At 54.1% G+C, this 18,912-nt stretch carries 20 protein-coding genes; 14 read left to right on the top strand and 6 right to left on the bottom strand.

The features are described from left to right. Positions 1-37 precede the first annotated feature (37 nt). Positions 38-1,081, bottom strand: coding sequence for an aminopeptidase (locus AAIG39_RS08920; RefSeq protein ID WP_343193656.1), 1,044 nt, complete (start codon positions 1,079-1,081; stop codon positions 38-40). Between the two features lie 235 nt (positions 1,082-1,316). Here AAIG39_RS08920 and cysG point away from each other — a divergent pair, with 235 nt between their 5' ends. From cysG to rpoS, 13 genes are all read left to right on the top strand, one after another. Further along, a complete protein-coding gene (gene cysG / locus AAIG39_RS08925; RefSeq protein ID WP_425503291.1) occupies positions 1,317-2,732 on the top strand; it encodes a siroheme synthase CysG in 1,416 nt (471 codons plus the stop codon). A 155-nt stretch (positions 2,733-2,887) separates the two neighbouring features. Beyond that, on the top strand, positions 2,888-3,796 hold the full coding sequence (gene cysD / locus AAIG39_RS08930) for a sulfate adenylyltransferase subunit CysD (protein ID WP_039077690.1): 909 nt from the start codon (positions 2,888-2,890) through the stop codon (positions 3,794-3,796). Positions 3,797-3,805: 9 nt separating this feature from the next. Continuing rightward, positions 3,806-5,233 (top strand): sulfate adenylyltransferase subunit CysN, encoded by a 1,428-nt coding sequence (gene cysN / locus AAIG39_RS08935; protein ID WP_090088196.1) that lies wholly within the window; start codon positions 3,806-3,808, stop codon positions 5,231-5,233. Next, positions 5,233-5,838 (top strand): adenylyl-sulfate kinase, encoded by a 606-nt coding sequence (gene cysC, locus AAIG39_RS08940; RefSeq protein WP_090088198.1) that lies wholly within the window; start codon positions 5,233-5,235, stop codon positions 5,836-5,838. The genes cysN and cysC overlap by 1 nt, the downstream gene beginning before the upstream one ends. A gap of 70 nt (positions 5,839-5,908) precedes the next feature. Further along, positions 5,909-6,232, top strand: coding sequence for a DUF3561 family protein (locus AAIG39_RS08945; protein WP_090088370.1), 324 nt, complete (start codon positions 5,909-5,911; stop codon positions 6,230-6,232). A gap of 173 nt (positions 6,233-6,405) precedes the next feature. Continuing rightward, positions 6,406-6,726 carry a cell division protein FtsB gene (gene ftsB, locus AAIG39_RS08950; protein ID WP_090088200.1) on the top strand — a complete coding sequence of 107 codons (321 nt, stop codon included), beginning with the start codon at positions 6,406-6,408 and terminating at the stop codon, positions 6,724-6,726. A 19-nt stretch (positions 6,727-6,745) separates the two neighbouring features. Next, the gene (gene ispD, locus AAIG39_RS08955; protein WP_090088201.1) at positions 6,746-7,456 is read left to right on the top strand and encodes a 2-C-methyl-D-erythritol 4-phosphate cytidylyltransferase; all 711 of its coding nucleotides are present in this window, start codon (positions 6,746-6,748) and stop codon (positions 7,454-7,456) included. Then, on the top strand, positions 7,456-7,935 hold the full coding sequence (ispF, locus tag AAIG39_RS08960; protein ID WP_039077684.1) for a 2-C-methyl-D-erythritol 2,4-cyclodiphosphate synthase: 480 nt from the start codon (positions 7,456-7,458) through the stop codon (positions 7,933-7,935). Before ispD ends, ispF begins: the two co-directional genes overlap by 1 nt. Beyond that, positions 7,932-8,981: a tRNA pseudouridine(13) synthase TruD gene (gene truD / locus AAIG39_RS08965; RefSeq protein ID WP_343193657.1), complete on the top strand. Its 1,050-nt coding sequence runs from the start codon at positions 7,932-7,934 to the stop codon at positions 8,979-8,981. The genes ispF and truD overlap by 4 nt, the downstream gene beginning before the upstream one ends. After that, positions 8,962-9,723 (top strand): 5'/3'-nucleotidase SurE, encoded by a 762-nt coding sequence (gene surE / locus AAIG39_RS08970; protein ID WP_343193658.1) that lies wholly within the window; start codon positions 8,962-8,964, stop codon positions 9,721-9,723. Before truD ends, surE begins: the two co-directional genes overlap by 20 nt. Further along, positions 9,717-10,343, top strand: coding sequence for a protein-L-isoaspartate(D-aspartate) O-methyltransferase (locus AAIG39_RS08975; protein ID WP_090088209.1), 627 nt, complete (start codon positions 9,717-9,719; stop codon positions 10,341-10,343). Before surE ends, AAIG39_RS08975 begins: the two co-directional genes overlap by 7 nt. Before the next feature lie 175 nt (positions 10,344-10,518). Then, positions 10,519-11,571 carry a murein hydrolase activator NlpD gene (gene nlpD / locus AAIG39_RS08980; protein WP_249573028.1) on the top strand — a complete coding sequence of 351 codons (1,053 nt, stop codon included), beginning with the start codon at positions 10,519-10,521 and terminating at the stop codon, positions 11,569-11,571. 125 nt (positions 11,572-11,696) lie between these two features. Beyond that, positions 11,697-12,689: an RNA polymerase sigma factor RpoS gene (rpoS, locus tag AAIG39_RS08985; RefSeq protein ID WP_090088213.1), complete on the top strand. Its 993-nt coding sequence runs from the start codon at positions 11,697-11,699 to the stop codon at positions 12,687-12,689. A 57-nt stretch (positions 12,690-12,746) separates the two neighbouring features. On the opposite strand, the gene AAIG39_RS08990 is transcribed toward rpoS, so the two are convergent. The 3 genes from AAIG39_RS08990 to AAIG39_RS09000 are packed head-to-tail and all read right to left on the bottom strand — an operon-like array spanning position 12,747 to position 15,013. Further along, positions 12,747-12,983, bottom strand: coding sequence for a non-oxidative hydroxyarylic acid decarboxylases subunit D (locus AAIG39_RS08990; protein ID WP_343193659.1), 237 nt, complete (start codon positions 12,981-12,983; stop codon positions 12,747-12,749). A 10-nt stretch (positions 12,984-12,993) separates the two neighbouring features. Then, the gene (locus tag AAIG39_RS08995) at positions 12,994-14,421 is read right to left on the bottom strand and encodes a non-oxidative hydroxyarylic acid decarboxylases subunit C (RefSeq protein WP_343193660.1); all 1,428 of its coding nucleotides are present in this window, start codon (positions 14,419-14,421) and stop codon (positions 12,994-12,996) included. Beyond that, positions 14,411-15,013 (bottom strand): non-oxidative hydroxyarylic acid decarboxylases subunit B, encoded by a 603-nt coding sequence (locus AAIG39_RS09000; protein WP_090088219.1) that lies wholly within the window; start codon positions 15,011-15,013, stop codon positions 14,411-14,413. Before AAIG39_RS09000 ends, AAIG39_RS08995 begins: the two co-directional genes overlap by 11 nt. Positions 15,014-15,184: 171 nt before the next feature. Here AAIG39_RS09000 and AAIG39_RS09005 point away from each other — a divergent pair, with 171 nt between their 5' ends. Beyond that, positions 15,185-15,589 carry a MarR family winged helix-turn-helix transcriptional regulator gene (locus tag AAIG39_RS09005; RefSeq protein WP_090088221.1) on the top strand — a complete coding sequence of 135 codons (405 nt, stop codon included), beginning with the start codon at positions 15,185-15,187 and terminating at the stop codon, positions 15,587-15,589. A 59-nt stretch (positions 15,590-15,648) separates the two neighbouring features. On the opposite strand, the gene AAIG39_RS09010 is transcribed toward AAIG39_RS09005, so the two are convergent. Both AAIG39_RS09010 and mutS read right to left on the bottom strand, forming a co-directional pair. Then, positions 15,649-16,077, bottom strand: a complete 429-nt coding sequence (locus AAIG39_RS09010) for an OsmC family protein (protein WP_090088223.1) — start codon at positions 16,075-16,077, stop codon at positions 15,649-15,651. 137 nt (positions 16,078-16,214) lie between these two features. Next, positions 16,215-18,776 (bottom strand): DNA mismatch repair protein MutS, encoded by a 2,562-nt coding sequence (mutS, locus tag AAIG39_RS09015; protein WP_343193661.1) that lies wholly within the window; start codon positions 18,774-18,776, stop codon positions 16,215-16,217. Between the last annotated feature and the right edge of the window lie 136 nt (positions 18,777-18,912).

An 18,912-nucleotide genomic window follows, 5' to 3' on the forward strand; every position in this document is an offset into this window, starting at 1 on the left:
CCGATGCTCCCTTTTTCTGTTTTTACAAACGGCAGATTTACTTTTTCCCCGCCTTTGCCAGCTCTTTTACTAACGGCAGCATAATACGCACCACGTCGCGGCTACGGCGGTCAATACGCCCCGGCAGAGCCTGATCGATATGCTGGACGTTATCAAGCTTAATATCATGCCAGCTTACGCCGTCCGGGAAGGATTTCGATTTTGCACGTTGCTGATAACCATTCTTTTTCCCCAAACTCCAGTTGGTGGCCTCAACGGATAACACCGGAATACCGGCGTTATCGAAGACTTCTGCATCATTGCAACAGCCCGTTCCCTGAGGATAGGCAGGGTCGAGGCCTGGATTGGTGGTCGCGCTGATACCCAGAGTGCGTGCGATAGCCAGTGCCCTGTCACGGGTGAGCTTGCGCACCGAAGAGGGCGTTTTTTTGCCGCTATTGAAATAGAGATTATCGCCGACGATAAGGTTATCGAGATTAATCACCAGTAATGTGTGTTTCTTCTCGCGATCGTTCATGCGTTTAAGGAAGTTCCCGGCGCCAATGCTGCCTTGCTCTTCACCGCTGGTTGCCACAAAGCGAATACCGTATTCCGTCGGCACCGATTTCAGTTGATCCGCGAGCTCCAGCATCACCCCCAGCCCTGAGGCGTTATCGTCGATGCCCTGCAGTGTCAGACCGCCCAGATTATTATTGGTATCCGCATCGCTACGCGGCGCGTAGGTATCCAGATGCGCCATAATAATGATCTGCTGTGGGCGCTTGCCCTCATGGGCGGCAATAACGGTACTGCCGGTGACGTTCTGCCAGTTTTGCTGATTATCGCGGGTAGTCCAGCTGTAGCGGCTGTTGAATTTGCGGATGTCACTCTGATAACCCATCTGCGAAAACTGCTGGCGAAGGTAATCCGCTGCGAGCATTTCGGCAGGTGTGCCGGTCATTCGGCCGGGAAAATAGGTGGCGATATGGCGCGCCTGATTGCTTGCAAATTCACCGGGATGAGGTGCTCGTGCCTGAGCAGAAAAAATAAAGCATACGCCGAGCGCCAGGGCAGCGGTACGGTGGCGCAATGCGGAAAGCATAGAGAGTCCTTTTACGACAAAAATTTTAACGCGCTTAGTATGAAACTGTGACCCGCTTTGCACAATTTCATTTGTTCTTAACTCTGCAAAAATAGGGCAGTTAAGCACTTTTTGGCATTTGTTTTTTTATCGCGTTATTCCTTTGCGGAACTACTCATTCCAATTCGTAATTTCATTCGCTCTAAGCTCCCCCCTATAGTCCCACTATTACTGGTTGCTAATGAGTTGTTGCCCTGTGGATTACCTGCCTTTATTTGCTGACGTCAAAGACCGTCCCGTGCTGGTTGTCGGTGGTGGCGACGTTGCTGCCCGTAAGATTGCCTTTTTACGGCGCGCAGGGGCACGCGTACTGGTGGTAACAAAACATCTTGAACCATCACTACAAGAGCTGGTGGATGAGCAAAAGATTCATCTGCTGGCTGATGCGTTTGATGAAGCGCAGCTCGACAGTGTCTTTCTGGTAATTGCGGCAACGGATGACGCGGAAGTCAACCGTCGTGTTTTTGACGCCGCAAATGCCCGCCATCGTCTCGTGAACGTGGTCGATGACCAGCCGCTGTGCTCATTTATCTTCCCGTCGATTGTCGACCGCTCGCCGCTGCTGGTGGCTATCTCTTCCGGCGGTAACGCACCGGTACTTGCGCGATTGCTGCGCGAAAAAATCGAGGCGCTGTTGCCCGCGAACTTAGGCCGCATGGCCGAGGTGGCCGGACGCTGGCGCACGCGCATTAAAGCCTTTCGAAAAACCACCGATGAACGTCGTCGTTTCTGGGAGAGCGCCTTTCGTGGCCGTTTTGCCAGTCTGATGGCCGCGGGCAAAGAGCAGGCCGCGGAACAGGTGCTGGCAGATGAACTCGCTAAACCGGGAAGCAGTACCGGCGAAATTATCCTGGTTGGCGCCGGGCCTGGCGATGCCGGGTTGTTAACGCTGCGTGGTTTGCAGGTTATCCAGCAGGCTGATGTGGTGTTTTACGATCATCTGGTGACTGACAGTGTGCTGGAACTTGTTCGCCGTGATGCACAATTGATCAGCGTCGGTAAACGCGCAGGTTCGCACCTTGTGGCCCAGCATGACACCAATCGCTTGCTGGTTGAGGCGGCACAGGCGGGCAAAACCGTAGTGCGTTTAAAAGGCGGCGACCCGTTTATTTTTGGTCGCGGTGGTGAAGAATTGCAGGCGGCTGCGGCGGCAGGTATTCCCTTCCAGGTGGTGCCGGGCGTGACGGCAGCATCCGGCGCGACGGCTTACGCAGGTATTCCGCTGACGCACCGTGATTACGCGCAAAGTGCCACCTTTGTTACCGGACATTACAAAGCCGACAGCGCACCGTTTGACTGGTCGCAACTGGCGCAAAGCCGCCAGACGCTGGCTATCTATATGGGCACGATGAAAGCGGCAGAAATCGGCGAGCAACTCATTGCTCACGGGCGAGAGGCAAACACACCTGTCGCGGTGATTTCTCGCGGCACGCGGGCTGACCAGCAGGTCAGAACCGGCACATTACAACAACTTGAGGAACTGGCGAAAGATGCGCCAATGCCCGCTCTGCTGGTGGTGGGCGAGGTGGTACAACTGCATCATGAACTCGCCTGGTTTCAACACACGACAGGCCCGGAAGCGTTTGACGCTTCTGTGGTGAATCTGGCTTAGTCCTGACACAACAGGCTATTTTATTTGCCATTTTGGCCTCTGGCTGTGCTCGCAATCCTCACGTACTTTTGTACGCTCCGGTTGCAGTGCGCAGGCCGGGACCAAACTGGCTGCAACAATAACGCCTGTTGCACCAGGCCTTAAAAGGAACGGTTATGGATCAAAAACGACTCACTCACCTGCGACAACTGGAAGCCGAAAGCATCCATATCATTCGCGAGGTAGCCGCCGAATTCTCCAATCCGGTGATGATGTATTCCATCGGCAAAGACTCCAGCGTGATGCTGCATCTGGCGCGTAAAGCCTTCTACCCGGGCACGCTGCCGTTCCCGCTGTTGCATGTGGACACTGGCTGGAAATTCCGTGAGATGTATGAGTTCCGTGACCGCACTGCGAAAGCGTATGGCTGTGAATTGCTGGTGCACAAGAACCCGGAAGGGGTAGCGATGGGCATTAACCCATTCGTCCACGGCAGCGCTAAGCATACCGATATCATGAAAACCGAGGGGCTTAAGCAGGCTCTGAATAAATATGGCTTTGATGCGGCCTTCGGCGGCGCTCGCCGTGATGAAGAGAAGTCCCGCGCCAAAGAGCGAATCTACTCTTTTCGCGATCGCTTCCACCGCTGGGACCCGAAGAATCAGCGTCCTGAGCTGTGGCACAACTACAACGGTCAGATTAACAAAGGCGAGAGCATTCGCGTGTTCCCGCTCTCGAACTGGACCGAGCTGGATATCTGGCAGTATATCTACCTGGAAAATATCGAAATTGTTCCGTTGTACCTGGCCGCAGAGCGCCCGGTGCTGGAGCGCGATGGCATGCTGATGATGATCGACGATGATCGTATCGACCTGCAACCTGGCGAAGTGATCGAACAGCGGATGGTGCGCTTCCGTACCCTTGGCTGCTGGCCGCTGACCGGCGCTGTGGAGTCCGAAGCGCAGACGCTGCCGGAAATTATCGAAGAGATGCTGGTTTCCACCACCAGTGAACGTCAGGGCCGCGTGATTGACCGCGACCAGGCAGGCTCCATGGAGCTGAAAAAACGTCAGGGATACTTCTAAGGAGCCGCCATGAATACCACTATCGCCCAACAAATTGCCAACGAAGGCGGCGTCGAAGCGTATCTGCACGCACAGCAACACAAAAGTCTGCTGCGTTTTCTGACCTGCGGCAGCGTCGATGACGGTAAAAGCACCCTGATTGGCCGCCTGTTGCATGACACGCGCCAGATTTATGAAGATCAGCTCTCTACACTGCACAATGACAGCAAACGTCATGGCACGCAGGGTGAGAAACTCGACCTGGCGCTGTTGGTTGATGGCCTGCAGGCTGAGCGTGAGCAGGGCATCACCATTGATGTGGCCTACCGTTACTTCTCAACAGAGAAGCGCAAATTTATCATTGCCGATACCCCCGGCCATGAACAGTACACGCGTAATATGGCCACCGGTGCGTCAACCTGTGACCTCGCTATCCTGCTGATTGATGCCCGTAAGGGCGTGCTGGATCAGACGCGTCGTCACAGCTTTATTTCCACCCTGCTGGGTATTAAACATCTGGTGGTGGCGGTCAATAAAATGGATCTGGTCGGCTTTAGCGAAGAGACCTTTGAGAACATCCGTCAGGAGTACCTGACTTTCGCAGAACAGCTGCCGGGCAATCTGGACATTCGCTTTGTGCCGCTCTCCGCGCTGGAAGGGGATAACGTCGCCAGTCAGAGCGCCAACATTCCGTGGTACAGCGGCCCGACGCTACTGGAAGTCCTGGAGACCGTGGAAATTCAGCGCGTTGTGGATACCCAGCCGATGCGTTTCCCGGTGCAGTACGTTAATCGCCCGAATCTCGATTTCCGCGGTTTTTCCGGTACGCTGGCCTCAGGCAGCGTGAAAGTAGGCCAGCGCATCAAAGCACTGCCATCTGGCGTGGAATCCACTGTTGCGCGCATTGTGACTTTTGATGGCGACCTCCAGGAAGCCCACGCGGGTGAAGCGATTACCCTGGTGCTTAAAGATGAGATCGACATCAGCCGTGGCGATCTGATTCTGGATGCGCAGGAGAGTGTGCCTGCGGTGCAGAGCGCCTCCCTCGACGTGGTGTGGATGGCTGAACAGCCGCTGACGGCAGGCCAGAGCTACGACATCAAAGTGGCTGGTAAAAAGACCCGTGCCCGCATTGATGCCATTCAGTACCAGGTAGATATTAACAATCTCACCCAGCGTCAGGTGGATACGCTGCCATTAAACGGTATTGGTCTGGTCGATTTGACCTTTGATGAGCCGCTGACCCTCGATGCGTATCAGCAAAACCCGGTGACTGGCGGTGTTATCTTTATCGATCGCCTGAGTAATGTGACCGTGGGCGCTGGCATGGTGCGTGAAGTGCATCAACAGGAGACGTCTGTACCGTCACAGTTCAGCGCCTTTGAGCTGGAGCTGAATCAGCTTATCCGTAAGCATTTCCCTCACTGGGGCGCGCGTGATTTGCTGGGAGGTAAATAATGGCCGCACATGATGAGAACGTCGTCTGGCATCCTCATCCGGTGACCGTAGCGCAGCGTGAACAACTCCACGGTCACCGTGGGGTTGTGCTGTGGTTTACCGGGTTGTCTGGTTCCGGTAAATCAACGGTAGCGGGGGCGCTGGAAGAGGCATTACATCAGCAGGGGGTCAGTACTTACCTGCTCGATGGTGACAATGTGCGTCACGGTCTGTGTAGTGATTTGGGGTTTAGCGATGAAGACCGCAAAGAGAACATTCGTCGGGTTGGGGAAGTTGCCAGCCTGATGGCGGATGCCGGTCTTGTGGTGCTGACGGCGTTTATCTCCCCGCACCGTGCTGAGCGCCAGATGGTGCGTGAACGCGTGGGGGAGGGGCGCTTTATTGAGGTTTTCGTGGATACGCCGCTGGCGATTTGCGAAGCACGCGATCCTAAGGGGCTCTATAAAAAAGCCCGCGCGGGAGAGTTACGCAACTTCACTGGCATTGACGCCGTTTACGAAGCGCCCGAATCACCCGAAGTTCACCTTGAAGGTGAACAATTGGTAACAAATTTGGTGAGCCAATTATTAGACCTCATGAGACGGGACGATATGATCAGATCCTGAGACAGTGCCGTGGATACGCAGAATGTGGGGCGTATCCTGTTCCGTCGGCCGTCAGTTAATGGGATCAGATATGCGTAATAGTCAGAACATCACCATCTCAAGGTCGGATAACATAACGACCAGCGACGAAACCACCTGGTCCCTGCCTGGGGCCGCAGTGGGCTTTGTCGCATGGCTGTTGGCGCTGGCTACCCCTTTTCTGATTTACGGTCCTAACACGCTGTTCTTCTTCCTCTACACCTGGCCTTTCTTCCTTGCGCTGATGCCCGTCTCGGTTGTGGTGGGTATTGCCCTGCATTCTATCGTCAATGGCAAATTGCTCTATAGCATCATCCTCACTGCGCTCACGGTTGTGGCCATGTTTGGAGCGTTGTTTATGTGGTTGATGGGCTAAAGCCGTCCATACTTCAAACCGTAACTCACATTAAGACAATGTGTCCGGGCACAACCCTACGGAAAGGTACGCAAATATGTTACATTCTGTCGCGGTGACTCGTTATCACCCGGCCCCGGTGTGGAGTCTGAGAAAAAGTTATGGGATGATGATGCCGTTTTTCAGGGGGCAGGATGGGTAAACTAACGCTGCTATTGCTGGCTTTGCTGGTCTGGCTACAGTATTCGCTGTGGTTTGGCAAAAATGGTCTTCACGACTATAGCCGTGTCAGTGAAGATGTGAGCGCACAGCAGGCGACCAACGCAAAATTAAAAGCGCGCAACGATCAACTCTTTGCTGAAATTGACGATCTCAATGGCGGCCAGGAAGCGATTGAGGAACGCGCTCGTAACGAATTAACGATGACCAAACCAGGCGAAACCTTTTATCGTCTGGTGCCGGACGCGTCCAAACGCAACCAGGGGTCAGTACAGAACACACAAAATAATCGATAAACAATCCCGGGTTTACGACATGTCTGTAATTATTCCGGACGTTTGTGCGGTGGTGCCAGCCGCCGGGTTTGGCCGCCGCATGCAAACGGAATGTCCCAAGCAGTATCTTTCCATTGGCGATAAAACGATCCTCGAACACGCGGTGGCGGCCTTACTGGCCAATCCGAACGTAGGGCGCGTTATTATTGCCGTCAGCCCTGGTGACGAGCGCTTTGCTCGCTTGCCGCTGTCGCAGCATCCTGCCATTACCGTTGTGGCAGGTGGCGCAGAACGCGCGGACTCCGTACTGGCGGGGCTGAAAGCCGCGCAAGGGGCGCAATGGGTGCTGGTGCACGACGCTGCACGTCCTTGCCTGCATCAGGATGATTTAAATCGCCTGTTGCAACTGCGTGAAACCAGCCGGGTTGGCGGTATCCTTGCCGCGCCGGTTCGCGACACCATGAAGCGTGCGGAGCCAGGCAAAACGGCTATTGCCCATACCGTTGAGCGTAACGATTTATGGCATGCGCTCACGCCGCAATTTTTCCCTCTGGAACTCCTGCACGACTGCCTGACGCGTGCGCTCAATGAAGGTGCGACGATCACCGATGAGGCCTCGGCACTCGAATATTGCGGATTCCACCCGGAACTGGTCCCCGGACGCGCGGATAATATCAAGGTGACGCGTCCCGAAGATCTGAAACTTGCAGAATTTTATCTCACCCATTCTGAACACCAGGAGAAGGCATAATGCGCATTGGACACGGTTTTGACGTACACGCATTTGGCGGCGATGGCCCCATTATTATCGGTGGCGTCCGCATTCCCTGGGAGAAAGGCCTGCTGGCGCACTCCGATGGCGATGTCGCGTTACATGCGCTGACCGATGCCCTGTTAGGCGCTGCGGCGTTAGGCGATATTGGCAAGCTGTTCCCGGATACCGACCCGTCGTTCAAAGGGGCTGACAGCCGTGCACTGCTGCGCGAGGCATGGCGTCGCATCCAGGCCAAAGGCTATGTGATTGGCAATGTGGACGTCACCATTATCGCGCAGGCACCAAAAATGCTGCCGCATATCCCGCAGATGCGCGTGTTTATCGCCGAGGATTTGGGATGCCATATGGATGATGTGAATGTGAAAGCGACCACCACCGAGAAGCTCGGTTTTACCGGACGTGGCGAAGGTATTGCCTGTGAAGCGGTGGCGCTCCTGCTTAAGGCGGCGAAATGACAGAGTTCGACCAGTTGACATATTTGCACGGTAAACCAGCGGCCAGCGGTTTACTGAAAGCCAATCCGGAAGATTTCGTGGTTATTGAGGATTTAGGCTTCGAACCCGACGGGGAAGGCGAACACATTCTGGTGCGAATTCTGAAAACTGGCTGTAATACCCGCTTCGTTGCCGATGCGCTGGCCAAATTCCTTAAAATACATGCCCGCGAAGTCAGCTTTGCCGGACAGAAAGACAAACACGCTGTCACAGAACAATGGTTTTGCGCACGTGTCCCGGGCAAAGAGATGCCGGACCTGAGCGCGTTTCAGCCAGAAGGCTGTAAAGTGCTGGAATATGCCCGTCATAAGCGCAAACTGCGTCTCGGAGCCCTTAAAGGTAATAGCTTTACCCTTGTGCTGCGCGAAATCAGCAACCGTGAGGATGTTGAATCGCGTCTGTTGGCCATCAACGAGGGCGGTGTACCGAACTATTTCGGCGCGCAGCGTTTCGGTCTCGGCGGCAGCAACTTGCAGGGTGCGCTACGCTGGGCGCAAAGCGATGCCCCGGTGCGCGATCGTAATAAGCGCAGTTTTTGGTTGTCGGCAGCGCGCAGTGCATTGTTTAATCAAATTGTTAGCGAGCGACTGAAAAAAACAGACTTTAATCAAGTTGTTGACGGCGATGCGCTACAATTATCGGGGCGCGGAAGTTGGTTTGTGGCGACCAAAGAAGAGCGTGCTGAGTTGCAGACGCGCGTTGACGGTAAAGCGCTGATGATTACCGCCTCAATGCCGGGAAGCGGCGAGTGGGGAACGCAGGGCGAAGCGTTGTCATTTGAGCAGACGGCTGTTGCCGATGCGCCGGAGCTGCAGGCGCTGCTGGTGCGCGAAAAAGTTGAAGCGTCGCGCCGGGCCATGCTGCTCTTTCCGCAACAATTAAGCTGGAACTGGTGGGATGACGTGACCGTTGAGTTACGCTTCTGGCTACCGGCAGGTAGCTTCGCCACCAGTGTGGTAAGGGAAATTATCAATATATCGGGTGATTATGCGAATATTGCTGAGTAACGATGACGGGATTCATGCGCCAGGTATTCAGACGCTGGCAAAGGCCCTGCGGGAGTTTGCCGACGTACAGGTCGTGGCTCCCGATCGTAACCGTAGTGGCGCATCCAACTCATTAACGCTGGAGTCCTCCCTCAGAACCTTCACTTTCGAAAACGGCGATATCGCGGTGCAAATGGGCACCCCGACCGATTGCGTCTATTTAGGCGTCAATGCGCTGATGCGCCCACGCCCCGACGTTGTGGTCTCCGGCATTAATGCCGGGCCGAATCTCGGGGATGACGTTATCTATTCTGGTACTGTCGCAGCAGCAATGGAAGGACGCCATTTGGGCTTTCCTGCCCTGGCGGTGTCGTTAAACGGACAGACCCATTACGAAACAGCCGCAGCTGTCACCTGCTCTATTCTGCGCGCTCTGTCGCGCGAGCCGTTACGTACCGGACGTATTCTGAATATTAACGTCCCGGACTTGCCGCTTGGTGAGATCAACGGTATTCGTGTTACCCGCTGTGGCAGTCGTCATCCCGCGGATCAGGTTATTCCGCAGCAGGATCCCCGGGGCAACACGCTTTACTGGATTGGCCCTCCGGGCGAGAAATGCGATGCCGGGCCGGATACCGATTTTGCTGCCATTGATGAGGGTTTTGTTTCTGTCACCCCGCTGCACGTGGATTTAACCGCGCATAGCGCGCATGATGTAGTTTCGGGCTGGCTGGATCGCGCCGGAGTGAGTAAACGATGGTGAACAGACGCGTACAAACACTGCTTGATCAATTACGCGCGCAGGGCATTACCGATGAGCATGTGCTGGAAGCCATCTCTCTGGTGCCGCGCGAGAAATTTATCGATGAGGCGTTTGAACACAAGGCCTGGGATAATGTGGCGTTGCCTATCGGTCAGGGCCAGACAATCTCTCAGCCTTATATGGTGGCGCGGATGACGGCTTTACTTGAGCTGACGCCGCAATCCCGGGTGCTGGAAATAGGCACGGGGTCTGGCTATCAAACTGCGATACTGGCGCATCTGGTGCATCACGTCTGTACGGTTGAACGCATTAAAAGCCTGCAATGGCACGCGCGACGCCGCCTTAAACAACTTGATTTACATAATGTTTCAACTCGACATGGCGATGGCTGGCAGGGTTGGCAAGCGCGCGGTCCATTTGATGCCATTATTGTCACAGCTGCACCGCCAGAAATTCCGGCGGCGTTGATGTCACAACTGGATGAAGGCGGGGTTCTCGTTTTACCTGTGGGCGACGAGCAGCAATTTCTGAAACGTGTTCGTCGGCGGGGGAGCGAATTTATTATCGATACCGTGGAAGCCGTGCGCTTTGTGCCGTTGGTTAAAGGCGAACTGGCCTGATAAACAGATTTTTCCTGATGTTTTCACAACGCATCGGCGTATGGTAGGCAGATTTGCCGAAACCGTTCACGGTTAACTTTAAGTCATTGGTAGCTAACACATTCCTGGGGGATAAATGAGCACGGGAAGCCCTAAATTCACCGTAAGCCGTGTTGCGGCACTATCACTGGTTTCTATCTGGCTGGCAGGCTGTACAAGCTCCAGCAACGCACCCGCTCCGGTCAGTTCGGTGGGTGGCAACACCAGCTCCAGCAGCAATTCCGGAATGTTAATCACTCCGCCGCCAAAAATCGGCACCGCTTCACAACCGCAAATTCAACCCGTTCAGCGCCCGGTAATGCAGCCTACGCCTGTTCAGTCAGTTCCGGAACAGCCTGTGCAGACGGTTAATGGCAAGATCGTCTACAACCGTAAGTATGGGAACATTCCGAAAGGGAGCTATACCGGCGGCAGTACCTATACCGTTAAACGTGGTGATACCTTATTTTATATTGCGTGGATAACCGGGAACGATTTCCGTGATCTGGCCCAGCGCAACCATGTCGCTGCACCCTACGGTCTGACAGTGGGTCAAACTTTGCAGGTGGGTAATGCATCAGGTGCGCCAATAACGGGCGGAAACGCGATAACTCAGGCAGATGCGAGTGCACAAGGAATAGTCTCAAAACCTGCACAAAATTCCACCGTAGCTGTTGCTTCAAAACCAACAATTACGTATTCTGAGGATTCAGGTGAACAAAGTGCTAACAAAATGTTGCCGAACAACAAGCCTGTGGCTCCTGTCACAGCGCCCGTTACGGCTCCAACAGTCAGCACTACCGAACCGACCATCAGCAGCACGTCAACCAGTACGCCAATCGCTTCATGGCGCTGGCCGACAGATGGCAAAGTTATCGACAACTTCTCTGCGACTGAAGGTGGCAACAAAGGTGTCGATATCGCAGGTAGCAAAGGACAGGCAATCGTCGCGACCGCAGATGGGCGCGTCGTCTATGCCGGTAACGCGCTCCGCGGTTACGGTAATCTTATTATCATCAAACATAACGATGATTACCTGAGTGCCTACGCCCATAACGATACGATGCTGGTCCGGGAACAACAAGAAGTTAAGGCGGGGCAAAAAATCGCTACCATGGGTAGCTCCGGAACCAGTTCTACACGCTTGCATTTTGAAATTCGTTACAAGGGGAAATCCGTAAACCCGCTGCGTTATTTGCCGCAGCGATAAATCGGCAAAGTGGTTGAACCGTTCCTCATTGTTGTCGTTGCAGCGCGCGCAGATGCCGCTGCAATCGTCAGTAATGAAGTGCTATTCAGGTGCTTTGTCCAGGGATCACGGGTAGGAGCCACCTTATGAGTCAGAATACGCTGAAAGTTCATGAATTAAATGAAGATGCGGAATTTGATGAGAACGGAGTAGAGGCTTTTGATGAGAAAGCCTTAGTTGAAGAGGAACCCAGTGATAACGACCTGGCCGAAGAGGAATTGTTATCGCAGGGCGCTACCCAGCGTGTGCTGGATGCGACTCAGCTTTATCTTGGGGAAATTGGTTATTCCCCGCTGCTAACGGCCGAAGAAGAAGTTTATTTTGCACGTCGCGCATTACGTGGTGACGTTGCCTCGCGCCGTCGCATGATCGAAAGTAACCTGCGTCTGGTAGTGAAAATTGCCCGTCGCTATAGCAATCGTGGGCTGGCATTGCTGGACCTGATTGAAGAGGGGAACCTGGGCCTGATCCGTGCGGTTGAGAAATTCGACCCTGAACGTGGTTTCCGTTTCTCCACTTATGCGACCTGGTGGATTCGTCAGACTATTGAACGGGCGATTATGAATCAAACTCGTACCATTCGTCTGCCAATCCATATTGTAAAAGAGCTGAACGTCTATCTGCGTACTGCGCGTGAGTTGTCCCATAAATTGGACCACGAACCGAGTGCGGAAGAGATTGCCGAACAACTCGATAAACCGGTCGATGATGTGAGTCGCATGTTGCGCCTCAACGAGCGTATCACCTCGGTGGATACACCGCTGGGCGGTGATTCCGAGAAAGCGCTGCTGGATATTCTGGCCGATGAAAAAGAAAACGGTCCGGAAGACACCACGCAAGATGACGATATGAAACAGAGCATCGTCAAATGGCTGTTCGAACTGAACGCCAAACAGCGTGAAGTGCTGGCACGTCGTTTCGGTCTGCTGGGATATGAAGCAGCAACACTGGAAGACGTGGGTCGTGAAATCGGTCTGACGCGTGAGCGCGTCCGCCAGATTCAGGTTGAAGGTCTGCGTCGTCTGCGTGAAATTCTGCAGGCGCAAGGGCTGAATATCGAAGCGCTCTTCCGCGAATAAGTATGAACATCAAAAGGCCGGTCATTTGACCGGCCTTTTTCTTGCGCGCTTTCCGGCTTAACGCTTATCTGCCGACAGCAGCGGTGGGATTGTTGGTACCTGCGGTGCGTCATCAATATCTTTTTGCGTCATACGAAACGCCTCCGGGTAGTGTTCGCGGCTGGTGCGGCGTAGCGGTTCGGTATCGCGGCAGGTATACAGACAATGCTGGCACTGATAAACGGTCCAGATACCTTTTACCGGTGAAGTTGCCATCACTTCAATATGTTCATCGGCACAACGTGGACAGATCATTCTTTTCTCCTTATTTACGTGCGGCCAGCATAGCAGTCAGTTTTTCAACCCACTCTTTGGTTTCAGGTAAATCCTGTACCGGCTGGCTGTAATGACCACGCGTATCCGGTGCGACCGGCGTCGTCGCATCGATAATCAGTTTGTCGGTAATGCCTGCCGGGCTTGAGCCAGGGTCCAGCTCCAGCACCGACATATTCGGTAACTGCACAAGATCTCCTGCCGGGTTCACTTTTGATGACAGCGCCCACATCACCTGCGGCAGGTTGAACGGGTCAACGTCTTCATCGACCATAATCACCATTTTTACGTAACCCAGTCCGTGCGGCGTGGTCATAGCGCGCAGGCCCACCGCGCGGGCGAAACCGCCGTAGCGTTTTTTGGTTGAGATGATGGCCAGCAGACCGTGGGTGTACATGGCGTTCACTGCCTGCACTTCCGGGAACTCAGCTTTTAACTGTTGGTAGAGGGGGACGCAGGTCGCAGGGCCAATCAGATAGTCGATTTCGGTCCACGGCATGCCCAGGTACAGCGATTCAAAAATCGGTTTTGTGCGATAAGAAACCTTATCAATACGTACGACCGTCATATTGCGTCCGCCGGAATAGTGGCCGGTAAACTCGCCGAACGGCCCTTCGATTTCGCGTTTCCGCCCTTCGATAACCCCTTCGAGGATCACTTCCGAACCCCACGGCACATCAAACCCGGTGAGCGGTGCGGTAGCGATTGGGTACGGGCTTTCGCGCAGCGCCCCGGCCATTTCGTATTCTGACTGATCGTATTTCAGCGGCGTGGCGCCCATCAGGGTGATGATCGGATCGTTACCCAGCGTGATCGCAACCGGCAGGTCTTCGCCGCGTTCTTCCGCTTTATGCAGATGTAGCGCAATGTCGTGCATCGGTACCGGCTGCAAACCCAGCTTGCGTTTGCCTTTTACTTCCATGCGGTAGATGCCAACGTTTTGCTTACCAAAATGGTCAGGATCGACCGGATCGCGAGAGACAACGCAGGCTTTATCGAGATAAAAACCGCCATCGCCGTCGTTCAGACGGAACAGGGGAAGAATATCGAAAAGGTTGATCTCTTCACCGTCGACACTATTTTCCGCCCAGCGCGGATTCGCACGGCGTTCCGGTGCGACAGGAAAGGTATCCCAGCGGCGAATAAATTCTTCAATCTGTTTTTTTACCGGTGTATTTGACGGTAAACCCATAGAAATCGCATGATTTTGCCAGGAACCAATTGTATTCATTGCCACGCGCGCATCGGTGAAGCCACGAATATTGTCGAACCATAGCGCAGGCGCGCCTTCACCAATACGCCCGGTGGCATTAGCCGCTGCTGCAATATCCGGCTCGGCGTTAACCTCTTCACTGATTTTGAGCAGTTGCCCTTCGTCATCAAGGGCCTGCAGAAAGCTTCGTAAATCATCAAAAGCCATATTCTTTCTCCTGTGAAAAATGCTGTGCCGCCCGCAGGCCCTCCCAGCGGCGTGCTTGACGATGCTCCAGACCAAACTGGTCGAGCACACGGGTCACGATATGCTGGGTAATATCATCAACGGTCTGCGGATGGTTGTAATAAGCGGGCATTGGGGGGACCATCGCCACTCCCATGCGGGAAAGCGCTAACATATTTTCTAAATGAATGGTGCTAAGCGGCATTTCGCGCGGGACGAGTACCAGCTTGCGGCCCTCTTTGAGCACGACATCGGCGGCGCGTCCGACCAATCCTTCGGCGTAACCCGCACGGATACCTGCCAGCGTTTTCATGCTGCATGGAATAACTATCATGCCGTCGGTACGAAACGAGCCAGAGGAGATAGTGGCAGCCTGATCAGCCGGGTTATGAGTGACATCTGCCAGAGCAGCAACTTCGCGGGCAGTCCAGGGCGTTTCCAGTTCAATAGTGGTTTTCGCCCACTTCGACATCACCAGATGGGTTTCAACCTCTGGCATTTCATGAAGCGCCTGTAACAGCGCCACGCCCAATGGTGCGCCGGTTGCCCCCGTCATCCCGATTATAAGTTTCACTCGTCACCTCAATTATTGTTCGTATGCGAACGTTTTAAAATAACCTACTCCTGAGGATCGTCACAGACAAGATTGTTCGTATGCGTGCGCATTTTTTGTTAAAAAAAGCCGCGTTAAAATTCGGCAAGTTAATGGCTATCATAGGGAGAAGAAACCCATAACGGAGCATTCATGGAGTTAAGAAAAGAGGCTTTTCACCTGCTACGTCAGCTATTCCAGCAGCACACGGCGCGCTGGCAGCAGGTACTGCCGGAACTGACCAAACCACAATATGCGGTGATGCGTTCTATTGCCGAAAACCCCGGCATTGAGCAGGTGGCTTTGACGGAGGTAGCGGTCAGTACAAAAGCGACTCTCGCGGAAATGCTCAGCCGTCTGGAGGCGCGTGGTCTGGTCCGCCGGGAACAGGATCCGGAAGATAAACGACGTCGTTTCTTATTTTTGACCGGAGAAGGTGAAGCCGTGTTGCAAGCGAGCATCCCGGTGGGCAATGCTGTGGATGGCGAGTTTCTTGGTAAATTAAGCGAGGAAGAGCGCGAACAATTCACGCAGCTTATTCGTCGAATGATGCGCTAAGCCAGTGGCTAAGGGCAGGGAACAAGCCGGGTGGTTTGTTCCCTGCCTGATACGACGTATTAATTCAGTGTGTATTCCAGCGAGATTTCCGCATTCAGTACTTTGGATACCGGACAACCGGCTTTGGCTTTCTGAATGGCTTCATCAAATTTAGCAGGGTCTGCACCCGGTACCTTCACCGCACTTTTCAGGGCGATTTTAGTAATCGCGAATCCGCCGTCAACCTGGTCCAGCGTGACAGTTGCCGTTGTGTCGATGCTGTCAGCTGTGTAGCCTGCTTCACCCAGTATCATCGAGAGCGCCATTGAGAAACAGGCAGCATGCGCCGCACCGATCAGCTCTTCCGGGTTAGTCCCCTGAACGCCTTCGAAACGGGTGTTAAAGCCATAAGGAAGTTGCTTAAGCGCACCGCTCTCGGTTGAAACAGTCCCTTTCCCACGTTTCAGATCACCTTCCCAGTGAGCCTGCCCTTTCTTGTGAATTGCCATAGCATGGTTCCTTTTCATTATTGAGAGAAATAAGTCGAAGCAAATAAAAAGTATAGAAGCCGATATCGGGCTTGCCTGGCATTCGGGGAATTTATTCGATAAAGAATGGCCCGCAAGGTTATTGCGGGCCGGGGGAGTTAGACGAGGCTTTTCAGGCGGTAAATCCACTCGAGCGCCTGACGCGGCGTGAGGGAATCGGGGTCGAGATTTTCCAGCGCTTCCATTGCCGGGCTGGTTTCTTCGGAGACGGCTAACAGCGACATCTGCGTGCCGTCAATCTGTGTGGCGCCCGCACCTGGCGACAGGCTTTCCAGCTCGCGTAATTTTCCACGCGCGCGTTTGATGACCTCTTTTGGAACACCCGCCAGTGCCGCGACCGCCAGACCATAGCTTTTACTCGCCGCGCCATCCTGTACGCTGTGCATAAAGGCGATAGTGTCGCCATGTTCCAGCGCGTCAAGATGGACATTCGCCACACCTTCCATTTTTTCCGGCAGCTGCGTCAGCTCGAAATAGTGGGTAGCGAACAAGGTCAACGCTTTGATTTTATTCGCCAGATTTTCTGCACAGGCCCATGCCAGCGACAGACCGTCGTAGGTGGAGGTGCCGCGACCAATTTCATCCATCAGCACCAGGCTGTTTTCCGTGGCGTTATGCAGAATATTGGCCGTCTCGGTCATCTCCACCATAAAGGTAGAACGCCCGCTTGCCAGATCATCTGCCGCGCCCACACGAGTAAAAATGCGGTCAATAGGACCAATTTCCACTTTCTGAGCCGGAACATAGCTACCGATATACGCCAGCAGCGCGATCAGCGCCGTCTGGCGCATGTAAGTACTTTTACCGCCCATGTTCGGCCCGGTAATGATTAACATTCTGCGCTGGGGCGAAAGGCTCAAGGGATTTGCAATAAACGGTTCATTGAGCACGCGCTCCACGACCGGGTGACGGCCTTCAACGATACGGATACCCGGTTTATCGCTGAATGTCGGGCAACAGTAGTTTAGCGTGTCCGCACGTTCTGCCAGGTTAACCAACACGTCCAGTTCTGCCAGCGCCGTGGCGCTCTGTTGTAAATCGCCAAGGTGTGGCAGCAGCAGGTCGAACAACTCGTCGTAGAGCTGTTTTTCCAGCGCCAGCGCTTTGCCTTTTGAGGTCAGAACCTTGTCTTCATACTCTTTCAGTTCAGGAATAATATAACGCTCAGCATTTTTCAGCGTCTGACGGCGAACATAATGAATGGGCGCAAGATGGCTCTGTCCGCGGCTAATCTGAATGTAATAGCCGTGCACGGCGTTATAGCCAACTTTAAGGGTGTCGAGCCCCAGCTTTTCACGCTCGCGAATTTCCAGTCTATCGAGGTAGTCCGTCGCGCCGTCTGCCAGCGCTCGCCACTCATCCAGCTCTGCGTTGTACCCCGGGGCGATAACGCCACCATCGCGCACCAGTACCGGCGGTGCATCAATGATGGCGCGTTCCAGCAGTTCACGTAGCTCAGTGAACTCGCCCATTTTTTCCCGCAGGCTTTGCACCGGCTCGCTCTTCACCTGAGCCAGTTGGGCACGTAGTTCCGGCAGTTGCTGGAAAGCATGGCGCATCCTCGCCAGATCGCGTGGCCTGGCGGTGCGCAGCGCCAGACGGGCAAGAATACGCTCCAGATCGCCAACCTGACGCAGTACGGGCTGCAATTCAGCGGTGATTTCCTGCAATGCGCCAATGGTTTGCTGACGTTCCAGCAATGTTTTGGTGTCACGTACCGGCATATGTAGCCAGCGTTTGAGCATACGGCTACCCATCGGCGTGACCGTACAGTCGAGCACGGATGCCAGGGTGTTTTCGATACCGCCCGCCAGGTTCTGGGTAATTTCCAGATTACGGCGTGTTGCCGCATCCATAATGATGCTGTCCTGCTGACGCTCCATGGTGATGGAACGAATGTGGGGAAGGGCGGTGCGCTGGGTATCTTTGACATACTGTAGCAGGCAACCTGCGGCGCAAAGGCCGCGTGGAGCGTTTTCTACCCCAAAACCAACCAGATCGCGGGTACCAAATTGCAGATTAAGCTGCTGACGCGCGGTGTCGATTTCAAATTCCCAAAGAGGACGACGACGCAGGCCACGGCGGCCTTCAATCAGGGATGTTTCAGCGAAGTCTTCGGCATAGAGCAACTCAGCCGGGTTGGTGCGCTGTAGTTCTGCCGCCATGGTTTCACGGTCTGCGGGTTCACTGACGCGAAAACGCCCGGAGCTAATATCCAGCGTGGCGTAGCCAAACCCTTTGCTGTCCTGCCAGATGGCCGCCAGTAAATTGTCCTGACGCTCCTGTAATAACGCTTCGTCGCTGATGGTGCCGGGAGTGACGATGCGCACCACTTTACGCTCGACCGGTCCTTTGCTGGTGGCCGGATCGCCAATTTGCTCGCAAATGGCTACCGATTCCCCCAGGCTGACCAGTTTTGCCAGATAGTTTTCTACCGCATGATGCGGCACCCCGGCCATCGGGATGGGTTCACCTGCGGAGGCTCCGCGTTTCGTCAACGAGATGTCCATCAGCTGAGATGCGCGTTTTGCATCATCATAAAACAGCTCGTAAAAGTCGCCCATGCGATAGAAGAGCAGGATATCCGGATGCTGCGCTTTCAGTTTCAGATACTGCTGCATCATTGGCGTGTGGGCGTCGAAATTCTCTAGTGTACTCATCAGTTTGTGATGTCCATTTTCTTAAATTTTAATGAGTTAGTGATATTTGTTATTCTCATTGCATTTCACTTTGTCTCATTGGATCTCATGAAATCCTACATTTAAATGTAGGTTAAAGTGTAGCTTGCCAACCTAT

The sequence above is a fragment of the Phytobacter palmae genome (genome assembly GCF_039409775.1).
Taxonomy (GTDB): domain Bacteria; phylum Pseudomonadota; class Gammaproteobacteria; order Enterobacterales; family Enterobacteriaceae; genus Phytobacter; species Phytobacter palmae.